This is a genomic window from Curtobacterium flaccumfaciens, from assembly GCF_004361695.1.
GTDB lineage: Bacteria > Actinomycetota > Actinomycetes > Actinomycetales > Microbacteriaceae > Curtobacterium > Curtobacterium flaccumfaciens_B.
The window spans coordinates 23166-40692 of sequence record NZ_SNVW01000002.1; the positions used below are offsets into that span (position 1 = coordinate 23166).

At 71.4% G+C, this 17527-nt stretch carries 18 protein-coding genes and 1 tRNA gene; 6 read left to right on the forward strand and 13 right to left on the reverse strand.

The window, feature by feature from the left end; all coding sequences use genetic code 11:
* Positions 1–259: 259 nt before the first annotated feature.
* Together EDF64_RS02830 and EDF64_RS02835 are read left to right on the forward strand one after the other, a co-directional pair.
* A complete protein-coding gene (locus tag EDF64_RS02830) occupies positions 260–1807 on the forward strand; it encodes an amino acid permease (RefSeq protein WP_133518601.1) in 1548 nt (515 codons plus the stop codon).
* 112 nt (positions 1808–1919) lie between these two features.
* Positions 1920–2225, forward strand: coding sequence for a hypothetical protein (locus tag EDF64_RS02835; protein WP_133518602.1), 306 nt, complete (start codon positions 1920–1922; stop codon positions 2223–2225).
* A 33-nt stretch (positions 2226–2258) separates the two neighbouring features.
* On the opposite strand, the gene EDF64_RS02840 is transcribed toward EDF64_RS02835, so the two are convergent.
* The 8 genes from EDF64_RS02840 to EDF64_RS02875 all read right to left on the reverse strand — a co-directional run bounded on the left by EDF64_RS02840 (position 2259) and on the right by EDF64_RS02875 (position 8412).
* Positions 2259–3095: a VOC family protein gene (locus EDF64_RS02840; RefSeq protein ID WP_133518603.1), complete on the reverse strand. Its 837-nt coding sequence runs from the start codon at positions 3093–3095 to the stop codon at positions 2259–2261.
* 159 nt (positions 3096–3254) lie between these two features.
* Complete coding sequence (locus EDF64_RS02845; protein ID WP_133518604.1) at positions 3255–3896, reverse strand: PepSY domain-containing protein; 642 nt, start codon at positions 3894–3896, stop codon at positions 3255–3257.
* A 49-nt stretch (positions 3897–3945) separates the two neighbouring features.
* Positions 3946–5346, reverse strand: a complete 1401-nt coding sequence (locus EDF64_RS02850; RefSeq protein WP_133518605.1) for a sensor histidine kinase — start codon at positions 5344–5346, stop codon at positions 3946–3948.
* On the reverse strand, positions 5339–6016 hold the full coding sequence (locus EDF64_RS02855) for a response regulator transcription factor (protein WP_133518606.1): 678 nt from the start codon (positions 6014–6016) through the stop codon (positions 5339–5341). Before EDF64_RS02855 ends, EDF64_RS02850 begins: the two co-directional genes overlap by 8 nt.
* Before the next feature lie 139 nt (positions 6017–6155).
* Positions 6156–6368 carry an SCO4848 family membrane protein gene (locus tag EDF64_RS02860; protein WP_070418512.1) on the reverse strand — a complete coding sequence of 71 codons (213 nt, stop codon included), beginning with the start codon at positions 6366–6368 and terminating at the stop codon, positions 6156–6158.
* A 177-nt stretch (positions 6369–6545) separates the two neighbouring features.
* Positions 6546–7472, reverse strand: coding sequence for a hypothetical protein (locus EDF64_RS02865; protein WP_133518607.1), 927 nt, complete (start codon positions 7470–7472; stop codon positions 6546–6548).
* Entirely contained in the window at positions 7469–7975 is a 507-nt protein-coding gene (locus EDF64_RS02870; RefSeq protein WP_133518608.1) for an ImmA/IrrE family metallo-endopeptidase, read from the reverse strand. Before EDF64_RS02870 ends, EDF64_RS02865 begins: the two co-directional genes overlap by 4 nt.
* Positions 7972–8412: a hypothetical protein gene (locus tag EDF64_RS02875; RefSeq protein ID WP_133518609.1), complete on the reverse strand. Its 441-nt coding sequence runs from the start codon at positions 8410–8412 to the stop codon at positions 7972–7974. The genes EDF64_RS02870 and EDF64_RS02875 overlap by 4 nt, the downstream gene beginning before the upstream one ends.
* Positions 8413–8494: 82 nt before the next feature.
* Here EDF64_RS02875 and EDF64_RS02880 point away from each other — a divergent pair, with 82 nt between their 5' ends.
* Positions 8495–9145: an IMPACT family protein gene (locus EDF64_RS02880; RefSeq protein WP_133518610.1), complete on the forward strand. Its 651-nt coding sequence runs from the start codon at positions 8495–8497 to the stop codon at positions 9143–9145.
* A gap of 105 nt (positions 9146–9250) precedes the next feature.
* Here the strand turns inward: EDF64_RS02880 and EDF64_RS02885 are convergent.
* Positions 9251–9326, reverse strand: a tRNA-Lys gene (locus EDF64_RS02885).
* Between the two features lie 92 nt (positions 9327–9418).
* Between EDF64_RS02885 and bcp the strand changes: the two genes are divergently transcribed.
* On the forward strand, positions 9419–9889 hold the full coding sequence (gene bcp, locus EDF64_RS02890; protein ID WP_133518611.1) for a thioredoxin-dependent thiol peroxidase: 471 nt from the start codon (positions 9419–9421) through the stop codon (positions 9887–9889).
* A 153-nt stretch (positions 9890–10042) separates the two neighbouring features.
* Here the strand turns inward: bcp and EDF64_RS02895 are convergent, their stop codons facing one another.
* A complete protein-coding gene (locus EDF64_RS02895; RefSeq protein WP_071292004.1) occupies positions 10043–10465 on the reverse strand; it encodes a hypothetical protein in 423 nt (140 codons plus the stop codon).
* Between the two features lie 259 nt (positions 10466–10724).
* Here EDF64_RS02895 and EDF64_RS02900 point away from each other — a divergent pair, with 259 nt between their 5' ends.
* Positions 10725–10973, forward strand: a complete 249-nt coding sequence (locus EDF64_RS02900; protein WP_022904217.1) for a WhiB family transcriptional regulator — start codon at positions 10725–10727, stop codon at positions 10971–10973.
* 711 nt (positions 10974–11684) lie between these two features.
* Here the strand turns inward: EDF64_RS02900 and EDF64_RS02910 are convergent.
* Positions 11685–13184 (reverse strand): sensor histidine kinase, encoded by a 1500-nt coding sequence (locus EDF64_RS02910; protein ID WP_133518612.1) that lies wholly within the window; start codon positions 13182–13184, stop codon positions 11685–11687.
* A 115-nt stretch (positions 13185–13299) separates the two neighbouring features.
* Here EDF64_RS02910 and EDF64_RS02915 point away from each other — a divergent pair, with 115 nt between their 5' ends.
* Positions 13300–13713, forward strand: coding sequence for an Rv3235 family protein (locus EDF64_RS02915; protein ID WP_166645581.1), 414 nt, complete (start codon positions 13300–13302; stop codon positions 13711–13713).
* An 89-nt stretch (positions 13714–13802) separates the two neighbouring features.
* Here the strand turns inward: EDF64_RS02915 and secA are convergent, their stop codons facing one another.
* Together secA and hpf are read right to left on the reverse strand one after the other, a co-directional pair.
* Positions 13803–16583 (reverse strand): preprotein translocase subunit SecA, encoded by a 2781-nt coding sequence (gene secA / locus EDF64_RS02920; protein WP_133518614.1) that lies wholly within the window; start codon positions 16581–16583, stop codon positions 13803–13805.
* A gap of 163 nt (positions 16584–16746) precedes the next feature.
* Positions 16747–17457 (reverse strand): ribosome hibernation-promoting factor, HPF/YfiA family, encoded by a 711-nt coding sequence (gene hpf, locus EDF64_RS02925; RefSeq protein WP_133518615.1) that lies wholly within the window; start codon positions 17455–17457, stop codon positions 16747–16749.
* Between the last annotated feature and the right edge of the window lie 70 nt (positions 17458–17527).

The following is a 17527-nucleotide window of genomic DNA, read 5'->3' on the forward strand; positions in this document are numbered from 1 at the left end:
ACCGCGAGCGCTGCACTGGTGGGCACTGCTCGGATGGACGCGTCCTGATCGTCGGTGTCCCCTGAAGGGACGTTCAAGGCTATCGGCGGTTGTCCCCCGTCGCGAATCGCGGTCCGCCGGAATCCCGGCACCGGTGTACCCCGAACACGGCGTGTCGCCCACGCTGCTGCCGATCGGGATCGTGACCGGTTCGTTACGGTTCAGCCGACTCGCATCTTTGTGTGCCGCCCCGCTCCGACGCACCTGTAGCGTGTCGCGCATGACAGCGCAGAACGACACCGGGGTGGACCGCGCGCCCGCGAACGACTTCTCGCACGAGCAGGAGGGCTACCAGCACGGTCTGAAGCCCCGGCAACTGCAGATGATCGCCATCGGCGGCGCGATCGGCACCGGCCTCTTCCTCGGCGCCGGCGGACGCCTGCACACAGCGGGCCCGGCGCTCGCGCTGACCTACCTGATCGCGGGCATCTTCGCGTTCTTCATCCTCCGTGCGCTCGGCGAGCTCGTGCTGCACCGCCCCTCGTCGGGGTCGTTCATCTCGTACGCCCGCGAGTTCTACGGCGAGAAGTTCGCCTACGCCGCCGGCTGGATGTACTTCCTCAACTGGGCGATGACCTCGATCGTGGACACCACCGCGGTCGCGATCTACCTGCAGTACTGGTCGGCGTTCACCGCGGCGCCGCAGTGGCTGCTCGCGCTCATCGCCCTCGTCGTCGTGCTCGCGGCCAACATGGTCGCGGTCAAGGTCTTCGGTGAGCTCGAGTTCTGGTTCGCGCTCATCAAGGTCGCCGCGCTCGTGACCTTCCTGGTCGTCGCGATCATCTGGCTCGTCTTCGCGTTCCCGGTCGAGGCCGGCGGCGAAGCCGTCCGCACCGGGTTCTCGATCTGGGGCGACAACGGCGGGCTCTTCCCGAACGGCGTGCTCCCCGCCGTCATCGTGATCCAGGGCGTCGTGTTCGCGTACGCGGCCATCGAGCTCGTCGGCACCGCCTCGGGCGAGACCCAGAACACCGAGAAGGTCATCCCCCGCGCGATCAACTCCGTGGTCTTCCGCATCGCGGTCTTCTACGTCGGCTCGATCGTGCTGCTCTCCCTGCTCCTGCCGTACACCGCGTACAAGGAGGGCGAGAGCCCCTTCGTGACGTTCTTCTCGTCGCTCGGCAACCCGCAGGTCGGGTCGATCGTCGGCGGCATCATGAACTTCGTGGTGCTCACCGCCGCGCTGTCGTCGCTGAACGCCGGCCTCTACTCGACCGGCCGCGCACTGCACTCGATGGGCATGAACGGGTCCGCCCCGAAGTGGACCACCAAGATGTCGAAGGGCGGCGTGCCGTACGCCGGCATCCTGCTCACCGCGGCCTTCACCGTCGCGGGCGTCGTGCTCAACTACTTCGTGCCGAGCCAGGCCTTCGAGATCGCGCTCAACATCGCCAGCCTCGGCATCATCACGGCGTGGGGGACGATCATCCTCTGCCAGATGCGCCTGCGGCAGTGGGCGAAGCAGGGCCTCGCGAAGGAACCGACGTTCCGGCTGCCGGGCGCGCCGGTCACCGCGTGGTTGACGCTCGCGTTCCTGGCCTCGGTCATCGTCCTGATGGCGATCGACTACCCCGTCGGCACCTACACGATCGCCTCGCTCGTCATCGTGATCCCGCTGCTCATCGTCGGCTGGTTCCTGCAGCGTGACCGGATCCTCCGCATCGCCGCCCTCCGCGAGGGTGTCACCGGGCCGTACCCGATCACCGGGCGGGATCCGGCCAACCAGGTGCGCCGCGGCACGGACGACGAGGGCGACGACACCGACTGACGCAGGCCCACGGGCGGCGGTCCGTGCGCTCCGCGGGTACGCCGCTGTCCGGTTCGCGACACGGGCCGCCCTCGGATGGCTGGTGTCCGGCACCCCTCGGTACGATCGGCGGGTGCCGGACACTTCTGCCTCCCCCACGCTCGATCTCCAGCTGACCTGGCGAGGCACGTTCGGACGTGTCCGGGTCTTCGACGACCGGGTCACCGCGGAGACGAGCTACGAGCGCGACGGTCTGACGGCGGTGCCGATGGACGAGGTCGACGGGTGGCGGGTCGGGCCGTGCGACTTCGATGCGGTCTGCGTCGAGTTCGTCACACCGGACGACACCTACCGCGTGCTGCTCGACACCTCCGACGAACGACTGGCCGAGCTGGCGCTCCGCCGGGTGCTCGGCACGCCCCTGCCGCAGGAGTCCTGACCCCGCTCGGTCACCGACCGACCGCGACCTCGCTCAGTCGCCGTCCGGCGCGAACTGCGTGACCCGGAACGTCGCGCCCTGCGGGTCCTGGAGCTCGGCCGCCCGCGTCCAGAACCCGTCCCAGGTGTCGAGCACGCGGCCGCCGAGCCGCTCCGCCAGCGCCGCGGCGTCGTCGCGGTCGGCCACGCTGAACGACACGTGCCAGTCGTCGGGGCCCGCGTCGATCCGTGCCAACGCCCCGATCACGTCGGCGAAGCCCTCGGGAGCGCCCACCTGGCGTTCCCGGATGTCCGGGTCGGACGTCGCAGCGAGGTGGTCGCCGTACCCGGGCAGGCGGACCATCGCGCTCGGCCCCTCGCGAACGTCGGACACCTGCCACCCGAAGAGCCGCTCGTAGAACGCGACGGCCGTCTCCGGCTCGCGGGAGCGCAGGTCGCTGAAGACCCACCCGCCGGGAGCGTTGATGTGCTGCGCACCGACCCGCTCCCGCGCCTGCCAGAGCGCGAACGCGGCACCGCGGGGATCGATGCAGTCGACACCGCGGCCGGCGGAGCCACCGGGCCCGGCGTCCGCGGGTTCGGCGGCGGTCCCGCCGAGTTCGACCACGCGAGCGGCGGTCGCGTCGGCGTCGTCCACCGCGATGTACGTGGTCCACGTCGCAGGGTCGTCGCTCGAGGCGATCGCCCCGACGTCCCGCCCGTCGATGCTGACGATGCGGTAGGAGCCGGGAGCGCCCGGCGGCAGGCGCTCGTCGACGTCCCACCCGAACAGGCCGGTGTAGAAGGCCGTTGCGCCGTCGGGATCGGGGTGGCGGGCCTCGATCCAGCTCGGCACGCCCTGCGGGTACGAGCGAGGGGTCGTGTCGGTCATGGTTCCTCCTCCTGCGTCGGCCGGCGATCCACCGGGTGCCACTGGTCTACCCCGGACCGCCGACGCCGGCACGCGCCGGCCGCGGCGCAGACCGGTGCTGGCGCGGAAGCCCGGGGCGCGCCAGCCGGGGCGTGCCGGCAGCGGCACCGACGACCGCGCTCAGTCGTCGGTGTCGACCTCGTCCGTGACGACCGCGCCCGAGCCGGCGTCGATGCGGACGCTGTGCTTCGTGCCGGACGAGTCGCGGACGTCGCCCTCCCAGACGACCTTCCCGAGGTGGTCGTCGAGACCGAGCTCGGTGATCGTGCCGGCGTGCAGGTCCTCGAACTTCCGGACGGCGTCGCTGACGTCGAGGTCGGCCGCGGCGACGAAGCGCTCGTTCTCGGCCACGTCGTCCGCGTCGGACTGCTCGGTGCGGGGCGAGCCGTTCACCGCGCTGCCGTCGGCGTTGGTGTGCACCTCGTGCTCGGCGCCGTCGCCGGTCACGACGAGGACCTCGTAGGCGGAGGCGTTCTGCTCCTGCTCGATCGAGATCACGGTGCCGGACTCGACGGCCTTCCGGGCGGTCTCGACGGCGGCGAGCAGCGACTCGTTCGACGCGGCGTCGGCGGTGCTGCCCGAGGCCCCGCCGGTCGCCGCGCTGCTGTTGCCCGCGCCGGAGCCGGCGTCGGCGGAGTCCGCGTCATCGGACGCACACCCGACGAGGGCGAGGGAGGCCAGGAGCGGCAGCGCGGCGAGTCCGGCGATGCGGCGCGCGGTGCGGCTGGTGGTGCGGACGGTGTCGTTCTGGAGAGCGTTCATGTCGGCAAGACTGCCGACCGGGTGCTGAAGCGGACCTGAAGCAGCCTGGTCAGCCACCGAGTGCGATGCGCACCTCGAACCGCGCACCACCCGTCGGAGCGTCGGTCACGCGGACCGTGCCACCGTGTGCCCGGACGGCGTCGTGCACGATCGCCAGGCCGAGCCCGGCACCGCCCGCGTCGCGGCTGCGGGCCTCGTCGAGCCGGACGAACCGCTCGAACACCCGGTCGCGCTCCCCCGTCGGCACACCGGCGCCGTCGTCGTCCACGGTGAGCACGGCCTGCCCGTCGACCTCGGTGACGGCGACCGCGACCCGGGCGCTGGCGTGCCGCACCGCGTTGTCCACGAGGTTCCGCACCACGCCGGCCAGCACGCGCTCGTTGCCGAGCACCCGCGCCGGACCGATCCCGGAACCGTCGACCACCACGCCGGGGCCGCCGGGTCCCGGGCCGCCCGGTCCAGAGCCGCGCGGTCCTGCGTCGCCCGCACCGCCGACCTCGGCACGGGCGCGCGCCACGGCGGCCAGCGCGAGGTCGTCGAGGTCCACCGGCTTGGCGGCACCGATCCCGCCCTCGTCGAGCCGCGAGAGCTCGAGCAGCGCGGACACGAGGTCCTGCAGCCGGAGCGCCTCGGACCGCACCACGCCGGAGAGCTCGCCGACGTCGACGCGGTCCGGGTGCGCGACGGCGACCTCGGCGTGCTGACGGATGGTCGCGATCGGCGAGCGGAGTTCGTGCGAGGCGTCGGAGACGAACCGTCGCTGCGCCTCGGCGGACCGGTCGAGCCGCTCGAGCATGGCGTTCATCGTCGTCGCGAGCCGCGCGATCTCGTCGCCCGTGTCCGGTACGACGACCCGGGCGTCCGGGCGGGCCGTCCGGATCGTGTCGACCTCGGTCCGCATCCGGTCCACCGGGCGGAGCGAGCGGCCGGTGACGACCCAGGTGACGAGCCCCATCACCACGACCAGGACGGGGACGCCGACGGCCAGCAGCCCGATCGCGGCACGGAGGGCGGTGTCGGACTGCTCGAGCGAGGCGCCGTAGACGAGCGTCGCCTCACCGCCGCCGGGTAGGTCGACGTCGTCGGCGACGAGCAGCCACCGCTCGCCGTCGTGGTCCCAGTGGGACTCGTCGGCCGTCGGCAGGGCCGGCGGGTCGGCGTCGTCGCCGTGGGCGAGCACCGAGCCGTCCTCGGCGACGACCTGCACGAGGACGTCCTCGTAGCCGCGCACCGCCGCGGCACCGTCGGCCTCCACACGGGACGACGCCTGCTCGAGACCGGCCTCCGCCGAGGCCCGGACGCCGTCGAGGAGCACGAACCGGAGCACCACGACGAACGCTGCGGCACCGACGAGCAGCGCCGCGAGCACGACCGCGACGGCCCCGAGCGTGGTGCGGGCGCGGACCGACCGGAACCGCCGACGACGTCCGGTCGACGCCGGGTCAGCCACCGTCCGCCGCCAACCGGTAGCCGGCACCGCGGACGGTCTCGAGCGCGGTCCGTCCGAACGGCCGGTCGAGCTTCCGGCGCAGGTGGCCGACGTAGACCTCGACGATGTTCGGGTCCCCCTCGAAGTCGACGTCCCAGACGTTGTCGATGACGTCCCGCTTCGAGCACACCTGCCCGGCGCGGCGGGCGAGGAACTCGAGCACCGCGAACTCCCGGCTCGTCAGCTCGACGGGCGTGCCGGCGCGGGACACCGTGCGTGCCGCGGGGTCGACGACGAGGTCGCCGAGGGTGAGCACCGCCGGACGTTCACGGGCACCGCGGCGGACGAGGGCACGGAGTCGCGCGACGAGCACGGGGTGCGAGAACGGCTTCGTCACGTAGTCGTCGGCCCCGGCGTCGAGCGCTTCGACCTGGTCCCACTCGCCGTCCTTCGCCGTGAGCATGAGGACGGGCGTCCAGTCGCCGTCGGCACGGAGCTGGGCGCACACCGCCCAGCCGCTGAGGCCCGGCATCATCAGGTCGAGCACGATCGCGTCGTAGGTGAACTCCCGGGCGTGCCAGAGCCCGTCGACGCCGTCGTGGGCGACGTCGACCGCCCATCCCTCGGCCTCGAGCCCGCGGCGCACGCCGTCGGCAAGCCGCACCTCGTCGTCGACCACCAGCACACGCATGCGTCGATCCTCCCGGTTCCCGCTGAAGCGCGCCTGAAGCGCGCACGGAACGCAGTGGACCGGACCGACTCCGGCCTGGAGGCGCGGTGCGGGCCCGCCCCGCGCCTCCAGGCCGCCGATCGGTCGCGTCGACCGCCGCTCAGACGAGCAGGAGGATCCCGGCGACGACGGCGGCGACGGCGATCGCCAGGGCGATGAGCAGCAGGACCAGGTGCACCGTGTAGAAGGTCGTCGGCTTGCCGGCGGCGTCCCGCGCGCGGCTGTCCTTGGCGACCCGCTGGAAGAAGCGCGGCCAGGTGACGACGTTGAAGACGGCACCGATGAACAGGACGAGGGCTGCGAAGACGGTCACCCGACGATCCTAGGGCCGGTGCGGCGGTCGGCCCGCCGGGGTCGGTGGTGCTCGGCCGCCCCCAACGCGGCCGAGACCCACCCCGGCGGCCACACGATCTGTAGCAACTGCTACAGACCCTACACGGCGCGGTCGGCGGAGTCGAGTCATCCAGTGGGATCGGTGTCCCGCTGCTGGCTACGCCGTCTCGAGGGCCGACTCGGCGTCGGACAGCGCCGCGCGCTCGGCTTCGCTGAGGGGTCGTCTCGCCCGCCGCGCACCGTCGTTGATCTCCACGATCAGCCGACTGAGGCGCGTCGCCGGGTCGACCGACTCCGGGTAGGCGTTGTCGATGCCGACGCGGTCGTGCAGGGGCGCGAGCCGGTGCAGGGCGACCTCGACCCGGCGGGACCGCCGCCGACGCGACACCTGGTGCCCGATGACGAGCAGCAGCATCCCCGACGAGACGCAGATCACCGCCCCCGGCGTCGTGACGTCGTACGGCAGCGCGAGCGCGTGCGTCGTGCCGAGGTCACCGAGGACGTGCGCCAGGTCCATCACGACGACGACCACCATCCGGACCACGCCGAGCACCCCGCCCAGCACGAGGACCCACAGCCCGACGAGGTCCGTGGTGGTGCGGGCCTCACGGAGGCGCAGGACGCAGATGAGCCCCGTCGCGCCGAGCGCCACACCGAGGTAGACGGTCTGCGCGATCGAGTACACCGTGGCCGCCGGGTGCTGCCCGGCGTCGAGCATGAACGTCGTCGTGGTCGGCGGCTTGTCGAGCACCGTGAACGCCACGACGACCACCACGACCACGACCGCGCAGGTGACGACGATGGCGTTCCGCAGCCAGGGGCGCGCCGCACCGACCGCCTTCGCCACGCCCCAGAGCAGGGTGCTCGTGCCGGCGACCATGAGGCAGTCGCTGACCACCGTGACGACGTTGAACCCGCCGAGCAGCGGATCGAGCCAGCGGTAGAGCGGATCGACGTTCGTGACGATCGTCGCCGCGAAGAGCAGGAAGGTGACCGCGAGGGTCCGGTCCTGCCGCCGCTGCAGCACGAGCAGCGTCACGGTGCCCGCGATGAGGAGGAGCGCCTGGACGACGGAGACGATCACCCGAAGACCCCGCGGAAGGCGCTCGGACGGTCGCGGTGGTCGCGGATGAGCCCGGCCAGTCGGTCGGCGAAGACCTCGGCCTCGTGCTCGTACTCGTTCGAGAACAGTCCGCGGGCGAGCGCCCGCTCGACCTTGTACTCCGGCAGGTCCGGGATGACGTCGCGGATGTAGGCCGCCTGGGGCGCGTGGTCCTGGTGCCGGTGCAGGATGTGGCCGAGTTCGTGGCCGATCACGAACGACCGGAAGGTCCGGGACGCCGTCGGCGAGATCATGATGAGGTGCTGGCGCTCGAGCGTGGCGACGAAGCCGCAGACCGGCTCGGCGGCGAGGAACGCCTCTTCGCGGACGACGATGGGCTTGCCGACCACGGCGGCCGCGGCGGACACGGCCTGGTCGACGTCCGACCAGCCCTCGGCAGCGCCACGCGCCCAGAACTCCGAGACGAAGTCGGCCCGGTCGCGCCAGACGTCGGCGGACCCACCCGCGGTGTCGTCCCGCGTCATGCGACGCTCCCCCGCTCGGACTCCTCCTCGAGGACCTCGGCGATCCGGCGGAGCGCCTCGGGCGAGAGCTCGCCGGGGAACGTGCGGGCCGCGAACCCGCTGACCCGCGCCGACCGGAGCGACCGGACGAGTGCGAGCTGCGCACCGATGCGCTCCGGGACGTCGCTGTCCTCGAGCAGGAAGCGCTCGTCGACCTCGAAGTACCCGGCGAGCAGGCGCAGGAGCCCCGTGTCGCGGTTCCGTCGACCGTCGCCGGACAGCATGTAGGTCCACTTCGCGCGGGACAGCGAACCGCCCTGCTCGGCGACGTACTCCTCGATCGCGGCGAACGGCACGGGCGACCCGCGCTGGGCCTCCTCGAAGTCGAGCAGGAGGTTCAACCGGCGCGCGAGTTCGGCGGCGTCGAGGACGCCGCCCTTCGGATCTGCTGTCGCCATGTCGATCGGACTCCTCCCCAGCCGCACGTCGTGCAGGACATGCTAGCGCGGCCCGCTCCGGCGCCGCGGCTACCCTCGGAGGGTGCCCGCCGTCTACCCGTCCACCATCGCGGAGCCCGTCGAGCACGAGATCGTCATCACGCGGTCGCGCTTCATCACCACCGTCGCGCCGGTCTCGGACGTCGCCGACGCGGACCGCGTGATCGCCGAGGTCCGGCGTCGTCGGTGGGACGCCCGGCACAACTGCACGGCGATGGTGACGGGGGTGCTCGGGGACCAGGCTCGGTCGTCCGACGACGGCGAACCCTCCGGCACGGCCGGGGTCCCGATGCTCGAGGTGCTGCGCCGGCGGGAGCTCACCGACGTGGTCGCCGTCGTCACGCGGTACTTCGGAGGGGTGAAGCTCGGGGCCGGCGGCCTCGTCCGCGCGTACTCGACCTCGGTGTCGGAAGCGCTCGACCGTGCCGCGCTCGTCCGGCGGCAGGCCCTCACCCGGGTCACGGTGGACGCCCCGCACGCCGATGCCGGCCGGATCGACAACGTGCTCCGCGACTGGGTGCGCCACCACGGCGCCACGCTCGGCGACCCGGTGTACGCCACGACCGCGACCTTCGAGCTGTGGGTCCCCCGCGACGGGATCGACCCGCTCCGCGCGGACCTCGCCGCAGCCTCGGCCGGCGCACTCGAACCGGTCGTCGGCGCGGAGCGCGTCGTCGACGTCCCCGCGGGCTGAGCGACGACGAGATCGCACCCGAGCAGCACGTCGGGCGTGTCTCGCTGCGCCGCCCGTCGGCACCGGGAACGACGAAGGCCCCGACTCGGTGAGCCGGGGCCTTGCTGGTGCACCCCCTCGGACTTGAACCGAGAACCCACTGATTAAGAGTCAGTTGCTCTGCCAATTGAGCTAGAGGTGCATGTTGCGCTTCGCTGCTGCAACGGGAAACAACAATAGCATGGGTTTCGCGTGCTCTTGACCACTCGGGGCACCGAACCGAACAGGAGCACCATGACCGACCGTCTCGCCGCCGGCGACACCGCCCCCGACTTCACCCTGCCCGACCAGGACGGCACCGAGCACTCGCTCGCCGCACTGCGGGGCAAGAAGGTCATCGTGTACTTCTACCCGGCGGCGTCGACCCCGGGCTGCACCACCGAGGCGTGCGACTTCCGCGACAACATGTCGTCCCTGCAGGCGGCCGGCTACGAGGTCCTCGGCGTCTCGAAGGACGACCTGCCGAAGCTCAAGGAGTTCCAGCACGAGCAGGCGCTGACCTTCCCCCTGCTGAGCGACCCGGACCTCGCCGTCCACAAGGCCTACGCGGCCTGGGGCGAGAAGAACAACTACGGAAAGATCGTCACCGGCACGATCCGGTCGACGATCGTCGTCGACGAGGACGGCACCGTGCAGCTCCCGCTCTACAACGTGAAGGCCACCGGGCACGTGGCGAGCCTGCGGAAGAAGCTCGGCCTGGTCTGAGGACCGGGCCACGCGGTGCACTGGCGCGCCCCGCTCAGCGGTGACGCGCCAGCGTCACGCGGGGCGCGCCGACCGAGCCTGCGAGGGAGGTGTGCCAGCTGGCACCGCGCCTCCAGTCCGTCGGTCGGTCGCGTCTCCGCGACGGGAGGGCCGCTACTCGGCCGGACGGGCGAGCGCCTCCGTCACCGGACGCGACAGCACCAGGGTGATCCCGAGGAGCGCCGGGATGAGCAGCAGCCAGCCGACGGCGGGCACGCGGAAGACGCCCTGGAACGCGCCGATCGCGAGCGCACCCTGCAGGACCTGCCAGACGATGATCCCGGAGCGGACCCAAGGGCGACGGTTCCGCAGGCCGATGACGAGGGAGCCGAGCCAGAGCGCCGCGATGGCGGACAGGATGGTCAGCGCGATGCCGGAGGCGATGCTCGTTGCCGGCGCGACGACCAGCTCGACGATCAGGACGACGGTCACCACGACGAGGGCGGCGAACTCCACGCCGACGACCACGAGGAGCGCCACGAGGGCAGGAGACCTCCGCTCCGCGGGCTCGGACTCGTTCGGGGTGGTGTCGGGCACAGCATTCCTCCAGCGTCGGAACCCTTGATTTGGCCCTACCAGTATGGAACGATATTCGAGGTCGTTTGGACGGCACGATGTGGTGTGCGTCTCCCGTGGTTCGACGCTCCTCCCCCGAGCGTTCGCGGGCGTCAGACTCGCTTCCAGCGGACTCCTCCCCCACGGGTGTCCCCTCGTGCCTCGCGCATGCTCAGCGTTCCGATCCCCGAACCACGGCCCCGGCCTGCCGTTCGAGCATCGATTTCAAGGAGCACCACACATGGACTGGCGTGACCAGGCAGCCTGCCTCACCGCGGACCCCGAGCTCTTCTTCCCCGTCGGGAACACCGGACCGGCCGTCGACCAGATCGAGAAGGCCAAGTCGGTCTGCGCTCGCTGCACCGTCACCGAGATGTGCCTGCAGTACGCACTCGAGAACAACCAGGACTCCGGTGTCTGGGGTGGCCTCAGCGAGGACGAGCGTCGTGCGCTGAAGCGCCGCGCCGCTCGGGCTCGCCGCGCCTCCTGACGCCGCGCTGACCGCTCGACGCCCGCCGTCCCCTCGGGGTCGGCGGGCGTCGTCGTGTCCGCGGGCGCCGCGGGCGCCGCGGGCGGCGCGGGCGCCGCGGGCGCCGCGGGCGCCGCGGGCGCCGCGGGCGGCGCGGGCGCGTGCTGCGGCTGCGGGTCGTGGCTGCGGGTCGCGTGCGGCCCGCCGCGCGGGTCGTGCGCACCTGTGCACAAGCAAAGCCCGCGCGAACCGCGCGATCCCGCGGCGTGAGCGTACTTCGGTGGTGCGGTGCGCACGTCGGCTGCGGCTGCGGGTCGCGGCTGCGGGTCGCGTGCGGCCCGCGGCGCGGGTCGTGCGCACCTGTGCACAAGCAAAGCCCGCCCGAACCGCGCGATCCCGCGGCGCGAGCGTACTTCGGTGGTGCGGTGCGCACGTCGGCCGCGGCGGCCCTGCAGCGTGACCGCCTGGAGGCCCGACACCCGCCGGTCGGGCGCGCGCCGGGCCTCCAGGCGGTCACGTCGACGGCCGCACCACGCAAGTCAGTCCGAACCACGCGATGTCGCGGCTCGGATGCACTGTGGTTGTGCGGAGCGTCGGCGGCACCGCCACGGCGGGCGGCGGGCCTCCGGCCCGGCGAGGCCGGCCGGCGGGCGGCGGGCGCGGCGGGCGCCGCTACGCGACGGCGGGCCCCCCGGGCGCGCCGGCCGGCCGGACGGCGGCCGGCGCCAGCCGCTACGCGGCGGCGGTGAGCCAGCGGAACGGGATGGTGATCGTCACCTCGGTGCCGCTGCCGGTGAGGGTGTGCCAGTCGATGGTGCCGCCGAGCTCGCCCTGGATCAGCGTGCGGACGATCTGCGTGCCCAGGCCCGAGCCGACCTTGCCCTCCGGCAGACCCCGGCCGTTGTCGCGCACCTGGATGTCGAGGTGGTCGTCGAAGCGCTCCGCGACGATCTCGACCTCGCCGTCGCGGCCGTCGAGTCCGTGCTCGACCGCGTTCGTGACGAGCTCGGTGAGCCCGAGCGCGAGCGGTGTCGCAGCCTCGGACGGCAGGACGCCGAACTCGCCGGTCTTCTTCGGGTGCACGGTCGTGTTGTGCGACGCGGCGACCTCGGTGACGAGCTTGAGGACCGAGTCGAAGACCTGGTCGAAGTCGACGGTCTGGCTAAGGCCGCTCGACAGGGTGTCGTGCACCACGGCGATCGCCGCGACGCGCCGCATCGCGTTCTGCAGTGACGTCCGCGCTTCGTCCGAGTGCGTCCGACGCGCCTGGATCCGCAGCAGGGACGCGACGGTCTGCAGGTTGTTCTTGACGCGGTGGTGGATCTCGCGGATCGTCGCGTCCTTCGTGATGAGCTCGCGCTCCTGGTGCCGCAGCTCGCTCACGTCGCGGCACAGCACGATCGCGCCGATGCGCTCGCCGTGGTCGCGGAGCGGGATCGACCGGAGCGAGACGGTGACGCCCTTCGACTCGATGTCGGCGCGCCACGGTGCCCGGCCGGTGACGACGAGCGGCAGGGACTCGTCGACGTCGAGCTGCGAGCCGATGAGTTCGGTGGTGACCTCGGCAAGGGACTTCCGCTCGAGCTCGCCCTCGAAGCCCATCCGGTTGAACGCACTGAGGCCGTTCGGGCTCGCGAAGGTGACGATGCCGTTCGTGTCGAGGCGGAGCAGCCCGTCGCTCGCACGCGGCGCGCCACGTCGGGGACCGGCGGGGGCGCCGATGTCGGGGAAGTCGCCGGTGGCGATCATGCCGAACAGGTCGTTCGCACTCGCGGTGAAGTTCAGTTCCTGCCGGCTCGGCGTCCGCATCTCGTCCTGGTTGGAGTGCCGCGTCACGACGGCGATGGGCCGATCGGTGGTCTGCGCGCTGTTCGCACTGAGCCGGCGCAGCACCGGGATCGCCCGCACGCGCGTCGGGGTGTCCTCGTACCAGTCCGGCTCGGCCGAGTCGACGACCTTCGCGCCGGCGAAGCACTCGGTGACCTGCTCGCGCCACTCCTCGCGGATCTCCTGCCCGACGATGTCGCGGTAGAAGAGCGTCGCGGCGGAGCTCGGCCGGGCGTGCGCCACGGCCACGAACGAGCCGTCCTCGGCCGTCGGCACCCAGAGGACCATGTCGGCGAAGGACAGGTCGGCGAGCAGCTGCCAGTCACCGACGAGCAGGTGCAGCCATTCGACGTCGGCTTCGGAGGAACGGCCTTGTGCGAGGACGAGGTCACTGAGGGTCGACACCACGCCAGTCTAGGTGCGGCCCGCTGTGGACAACGTCGTCCTCTCCACAGCTCGCACGCTGTCATATTTCTCATGTTGCACTCGCCATACGCTCACCCCGGACGAAAGGGGCAGAGTGGCCGAGGAAGCACGCCGCATCGACGACGCAGGGCCGACCACGGAGCCCACGCGGCTCGCGGCCGTCCCACCACCGACGGATGCGCACGACACGGCGCGCGCCCTCGGGCTCTGCGTGGCGAAGATCCTGACCGGCGCGCGGGAGGTCGACAGCATCGCCCGATGGATCACCGACGACGTGCACCGGCACCTGCAACAGCGCTCGGCGGTGGCGGCGCGGGCGCGGCAGCTCGGCGGTCGTTCCCGAGCCCGGGCGCTCCTGCGGGTCGGGAGCGTGATCGTCTGCTGTCCGGCGGACGGTGTCGCCGAGGCGACGATCGTCGTGCACACGCGCAGTCACGCCCGCGCGGTCGCGATGCGGCTCGAGGAGCGGCAGGGGCGGTGGCGGGCGACGGCGGTTGGGGTCCTCTGAGGGGTGACCGGCGCACTGGACGAGACCCACCGAAGACGGGAGGCGCGGTGCCAGCCGGCACCGCGCCTCCTGTCCGGAGTGTGGTCGCGTCAGCCCTTCTTGGCGGCCTGACGACGTTCGGCGCGGTTGCTCGCGGCGGCCTGGCCGGACGCCGTGGCAGCGTTGCCGAACGCGGAGCCCTGCTCCGGCCCGGCGGCTGCCTCGGCCTCGGCCTGCGCCTTCTGCGCACGAGCCGTCGCGGCCTGCTCGAGGCGGCCGCGCTCGTCGCGGACCTCGACCTCGCCGTCGATGGACGGCGCCGAGTACTCGAGGCCGGAGACCTCGTCCTCGCTGAGGCCCTTCGCCTCGATGACGGCGTTCTCACCGTCGGACTGCACCTGGACCTCGAGGTTGAACAGGTAGCCGACCGACTCTTCGCGGATCTGCCCCATCATGCTCTGGAACAGGGCGTAGCCCTCGCGCTGGTACTCGACCAGCGGGTCGCGCTGGGCCATCGCGCGGAGGCCGATGCCGTCCTTGAGGTAGTCCATCTCGTAGAGGTGGTCACGCCAGCGGCGGTCGATCACGGACAGGACCACGCGACGCTCGAGCTCGCGCATGGCCTCTTCGCCGAGGAGCTCCTCGCGCGTCTTGTACGCGAGCTTGGCGTCGGAGAGGATCTCGCGACCGAGGAACTCGCGCGATGCCTTGCCCTTCGACCCGGCCTCGGTGATGACCTCGTCGATGGAGATCGAGATCGGGAACAGCGTGCCGAGCTCGGTCCACATGGCGTCGAGGTCCCAGTCGTCCGGGGAGCCCTCACCGGTGTGGGTGTCGATGACGTCGTCGACGACGCTCTTGAGGAACGCCTGCGCGCGGTCGTGGATGTCGTCGCCCTCGAGGATGTGGCGGCGGTCGCTGTAGATCGCCTCGCGCTGGCGGTTCAGGACGTCGTCGTACTTCAGGACGTTCTTGCGGATCTCGGCGTTGCGGCCCTCGACCTGCGCCTGCGCGGAGCGGATCGCCCGGCCGACGAGCTTGTTCTCGATCGCCAGGTCGTCCGGCACGTTCGAGCGGCCCATCAGGCTCTCGGCGGCACCGGAGTTGAACAGCCGCATGAGGTCGTCGGTCAGCGACAGGTAGAACCGGCTCTCGCCCGGGTCACCCTGACGACCGGACCGACCACGCAGCTGGTTGTCGATGCGGCGGGACTCGTGGCGCTCCGTGCCGAGGACGTAGAGGCCGCCGGCCTCGCGGACCTTGTCGCCCTCTTCCTTGATCTCCGCCTTGACGCGGGCGAAGACGTCGTCCCACTCGGCCTCGTACTCGTCCGGCGTCTCCGTCGGGGACAGGCCCTTCGCGTGCATCTCCTGCACGGCGAGGAACTCCGAGTTACCGCCGAGCATGATGTCGGTACCACGACCGGCCATGTTCGTCGCGACGGTCACGGCGCCGAGGCGACCGGCCTGGGCGACGATCGCGGCCTCACGCGCGTGGTTCTTCGCGTTGAGGACCTCGTGCTTCACGCCCTTCTTGGCGAGGAGCTTCGACAGGTACTCGGACTTCTCGACGCTCGTGGTGCCGACGAGGACCGGCTGGCCCTTCTCGTGGCGCTCCGCGATGTCCTCGGCGACCTGCTCGAACTTCGCCTTCTCGTTCTTGTAGACGAGGTCGGTCTGGTCGAGGCGCTGCATCGGCTTGTTCGTCGGGATCGGGACGACGCCGAGCTTGTACGTCGACATGAACTCGGCGGCCTCGGTCTCGGCGGTACCGGTCATGCCGGACAGCTTCTGGTAGAGGCGGAAGTAGTTCTGCAGGGTGACCGTGGCGAGGGTCTGGTTCTCGGCCTTGACCTCGACGCCCTCCTTCGCCTCGATCGCCTGGTGGATGCCCTCGTTGTAGCGACGGCCCATCAGGATGCGGCCGGTGTGCTCGTCGACGATGAGGACCTCGCCGTTCATCACGACGTAGTCCTTGTCCTTCTTGAACAGGGCGACGGCCTTGATGGAGTTGTTGAGGAACGAGATGAGGGGCGTGTTCGCCGACTCGTACAGGTTGTCGATGCCGAGGTAGTCCTCGACCTTCTCGATGCCGGGCTCGAGCACGCCGACGGTGCGCTTCTTCTCGTCGACCTCGTAGTCCTCGCCCGGGGTGAGGCGGGTGGCGATCGACGCGAACTCGGTGAACCAGCGGTTCGCCTCGCCAGAGGACGGGCCTGAGATGATGAGCGGCGTGCGGGCTTCGTCGATGAGGATCGAGTCGACCTCGTCCACGATCGCGAAGTAGTGGCCGCGCTGCACCATGTCGGAGGACTGCCACGCCATGTTGTCGCGCAGGTAGTCGAAGCCGAACTCGTTGTTCGTGCCGTACGTGATGTCGGCGGCGTACTGCTCGCGGCGCTCGGCCGGCGACTGGTTCGCGATGATGCACCCGGTCGTCATGCCGAGGGCACGGAACACGCGGCCCATGATCTCGGACTGGTACGACGCGAGGAAGTCGTTGACCGTGATGACGTGCACGCCGCGCGACGGGATGGCGTTGAGGTACGCCGCGGTCGTCGCGACGAGGGTCTTGCCCTCACCGGTCTTCATCTCGGCGATGTTGCCGAGGTGGAGCGCCGCGCCGCCCATGAGCTGCACGTCGAAGTGCCGCATGCCGAGGGTGCGCTTCGCTGCTTCCCGCACTGCGGCGAACGCCTCGGGCAGCAGGTCGTCGAGGGTCTCGCCGTTCGCGTACCGCTCGCGGAGCTCCTTGGTCTCGTCCTGGAGTTCCTCGTCGGTGAGACTCGCGAAGTCGTCCTCGAGGTCGTTGATCGCCGAGGCGTACGCCTTCAGCCGGCGGAGGGTGCGTCCTTCACCGATGCGGAGGACCTTCTCCAGCACGTTTGCCACGTGAGCTCCTTACGAGATCGTCACGCGCGACCTGCGCGATGCGAACAGCCAGTCATGCTAGCAACCGGATCGAAGGCGGCGCTGGGAACGGCGGGTGTGCGCGGCGCGGGTGTGCGCGGCCCGCGAACGGACCGCGCACACCCGGACCTGCCGTCAGCCGTCGTCAGGCGATCGCCGTGGCCGGTTCCGACTCGGACACCGAACGGGCCGCCGACGAGCCCCCGGCGGTCTGGTCGTCGATGCCGATGACGCCGTAGTCCCAGCCCTTCCGCCGGTAGACCACGCTCGGTCGGCGGGTCTCCGCGTCGACGAACAGGTAGAAGTCGTGCCCGACGAGCTCCATGAAGTAGAGCGCGTCGTCGACCGTCATCGGAGCGGCCTCGAAGACCTTGTGCCGGATCACGACGGGGCTGTACACCTCGTCCTCGTCCTCACCCTGCTCCGACACCACGGGGACCGCGCCGGTCGCGACGTCCTCGATCAGCTTGCCGTCGGCGGGCACGATGCCCATCCGCTCGAACGCGGTGCCCGAGGCCTCGGACACCGAGGTCGGACTGTGCCGTCCGCGGTGCACCTTGCGGCGGTCGCGCGCCCGGCGCAGCCGCTCCATGATCCGGGCGAAGGCGAGGTCGAAGGCGGCGTACTTGTCCGACGCCGCGGACTCCGCCCGCACGAGGGGGCCGGGGCCGATCAGTGTGAGCTCGACGCGGTCCTCGCCCGGGGAACCGCCCGACTTCTCGTGGTGGCGGCTGATGCGCACCTCGAAGGCGAGGGCGCGGTCGGCGAGCACGTCGATCTTCTCGGACTTCTGTTCGACGTAGGTGCGGAATCGGTCGGTGACCCCGATGTTCCGGCCCGTGATCGTCACGTCCATGTGGCGGCTCCCATCCAGACTCAGCGCGTCGCCTCCATCCGGCGATCATGAACGCCTTGCCGCGAGGCTA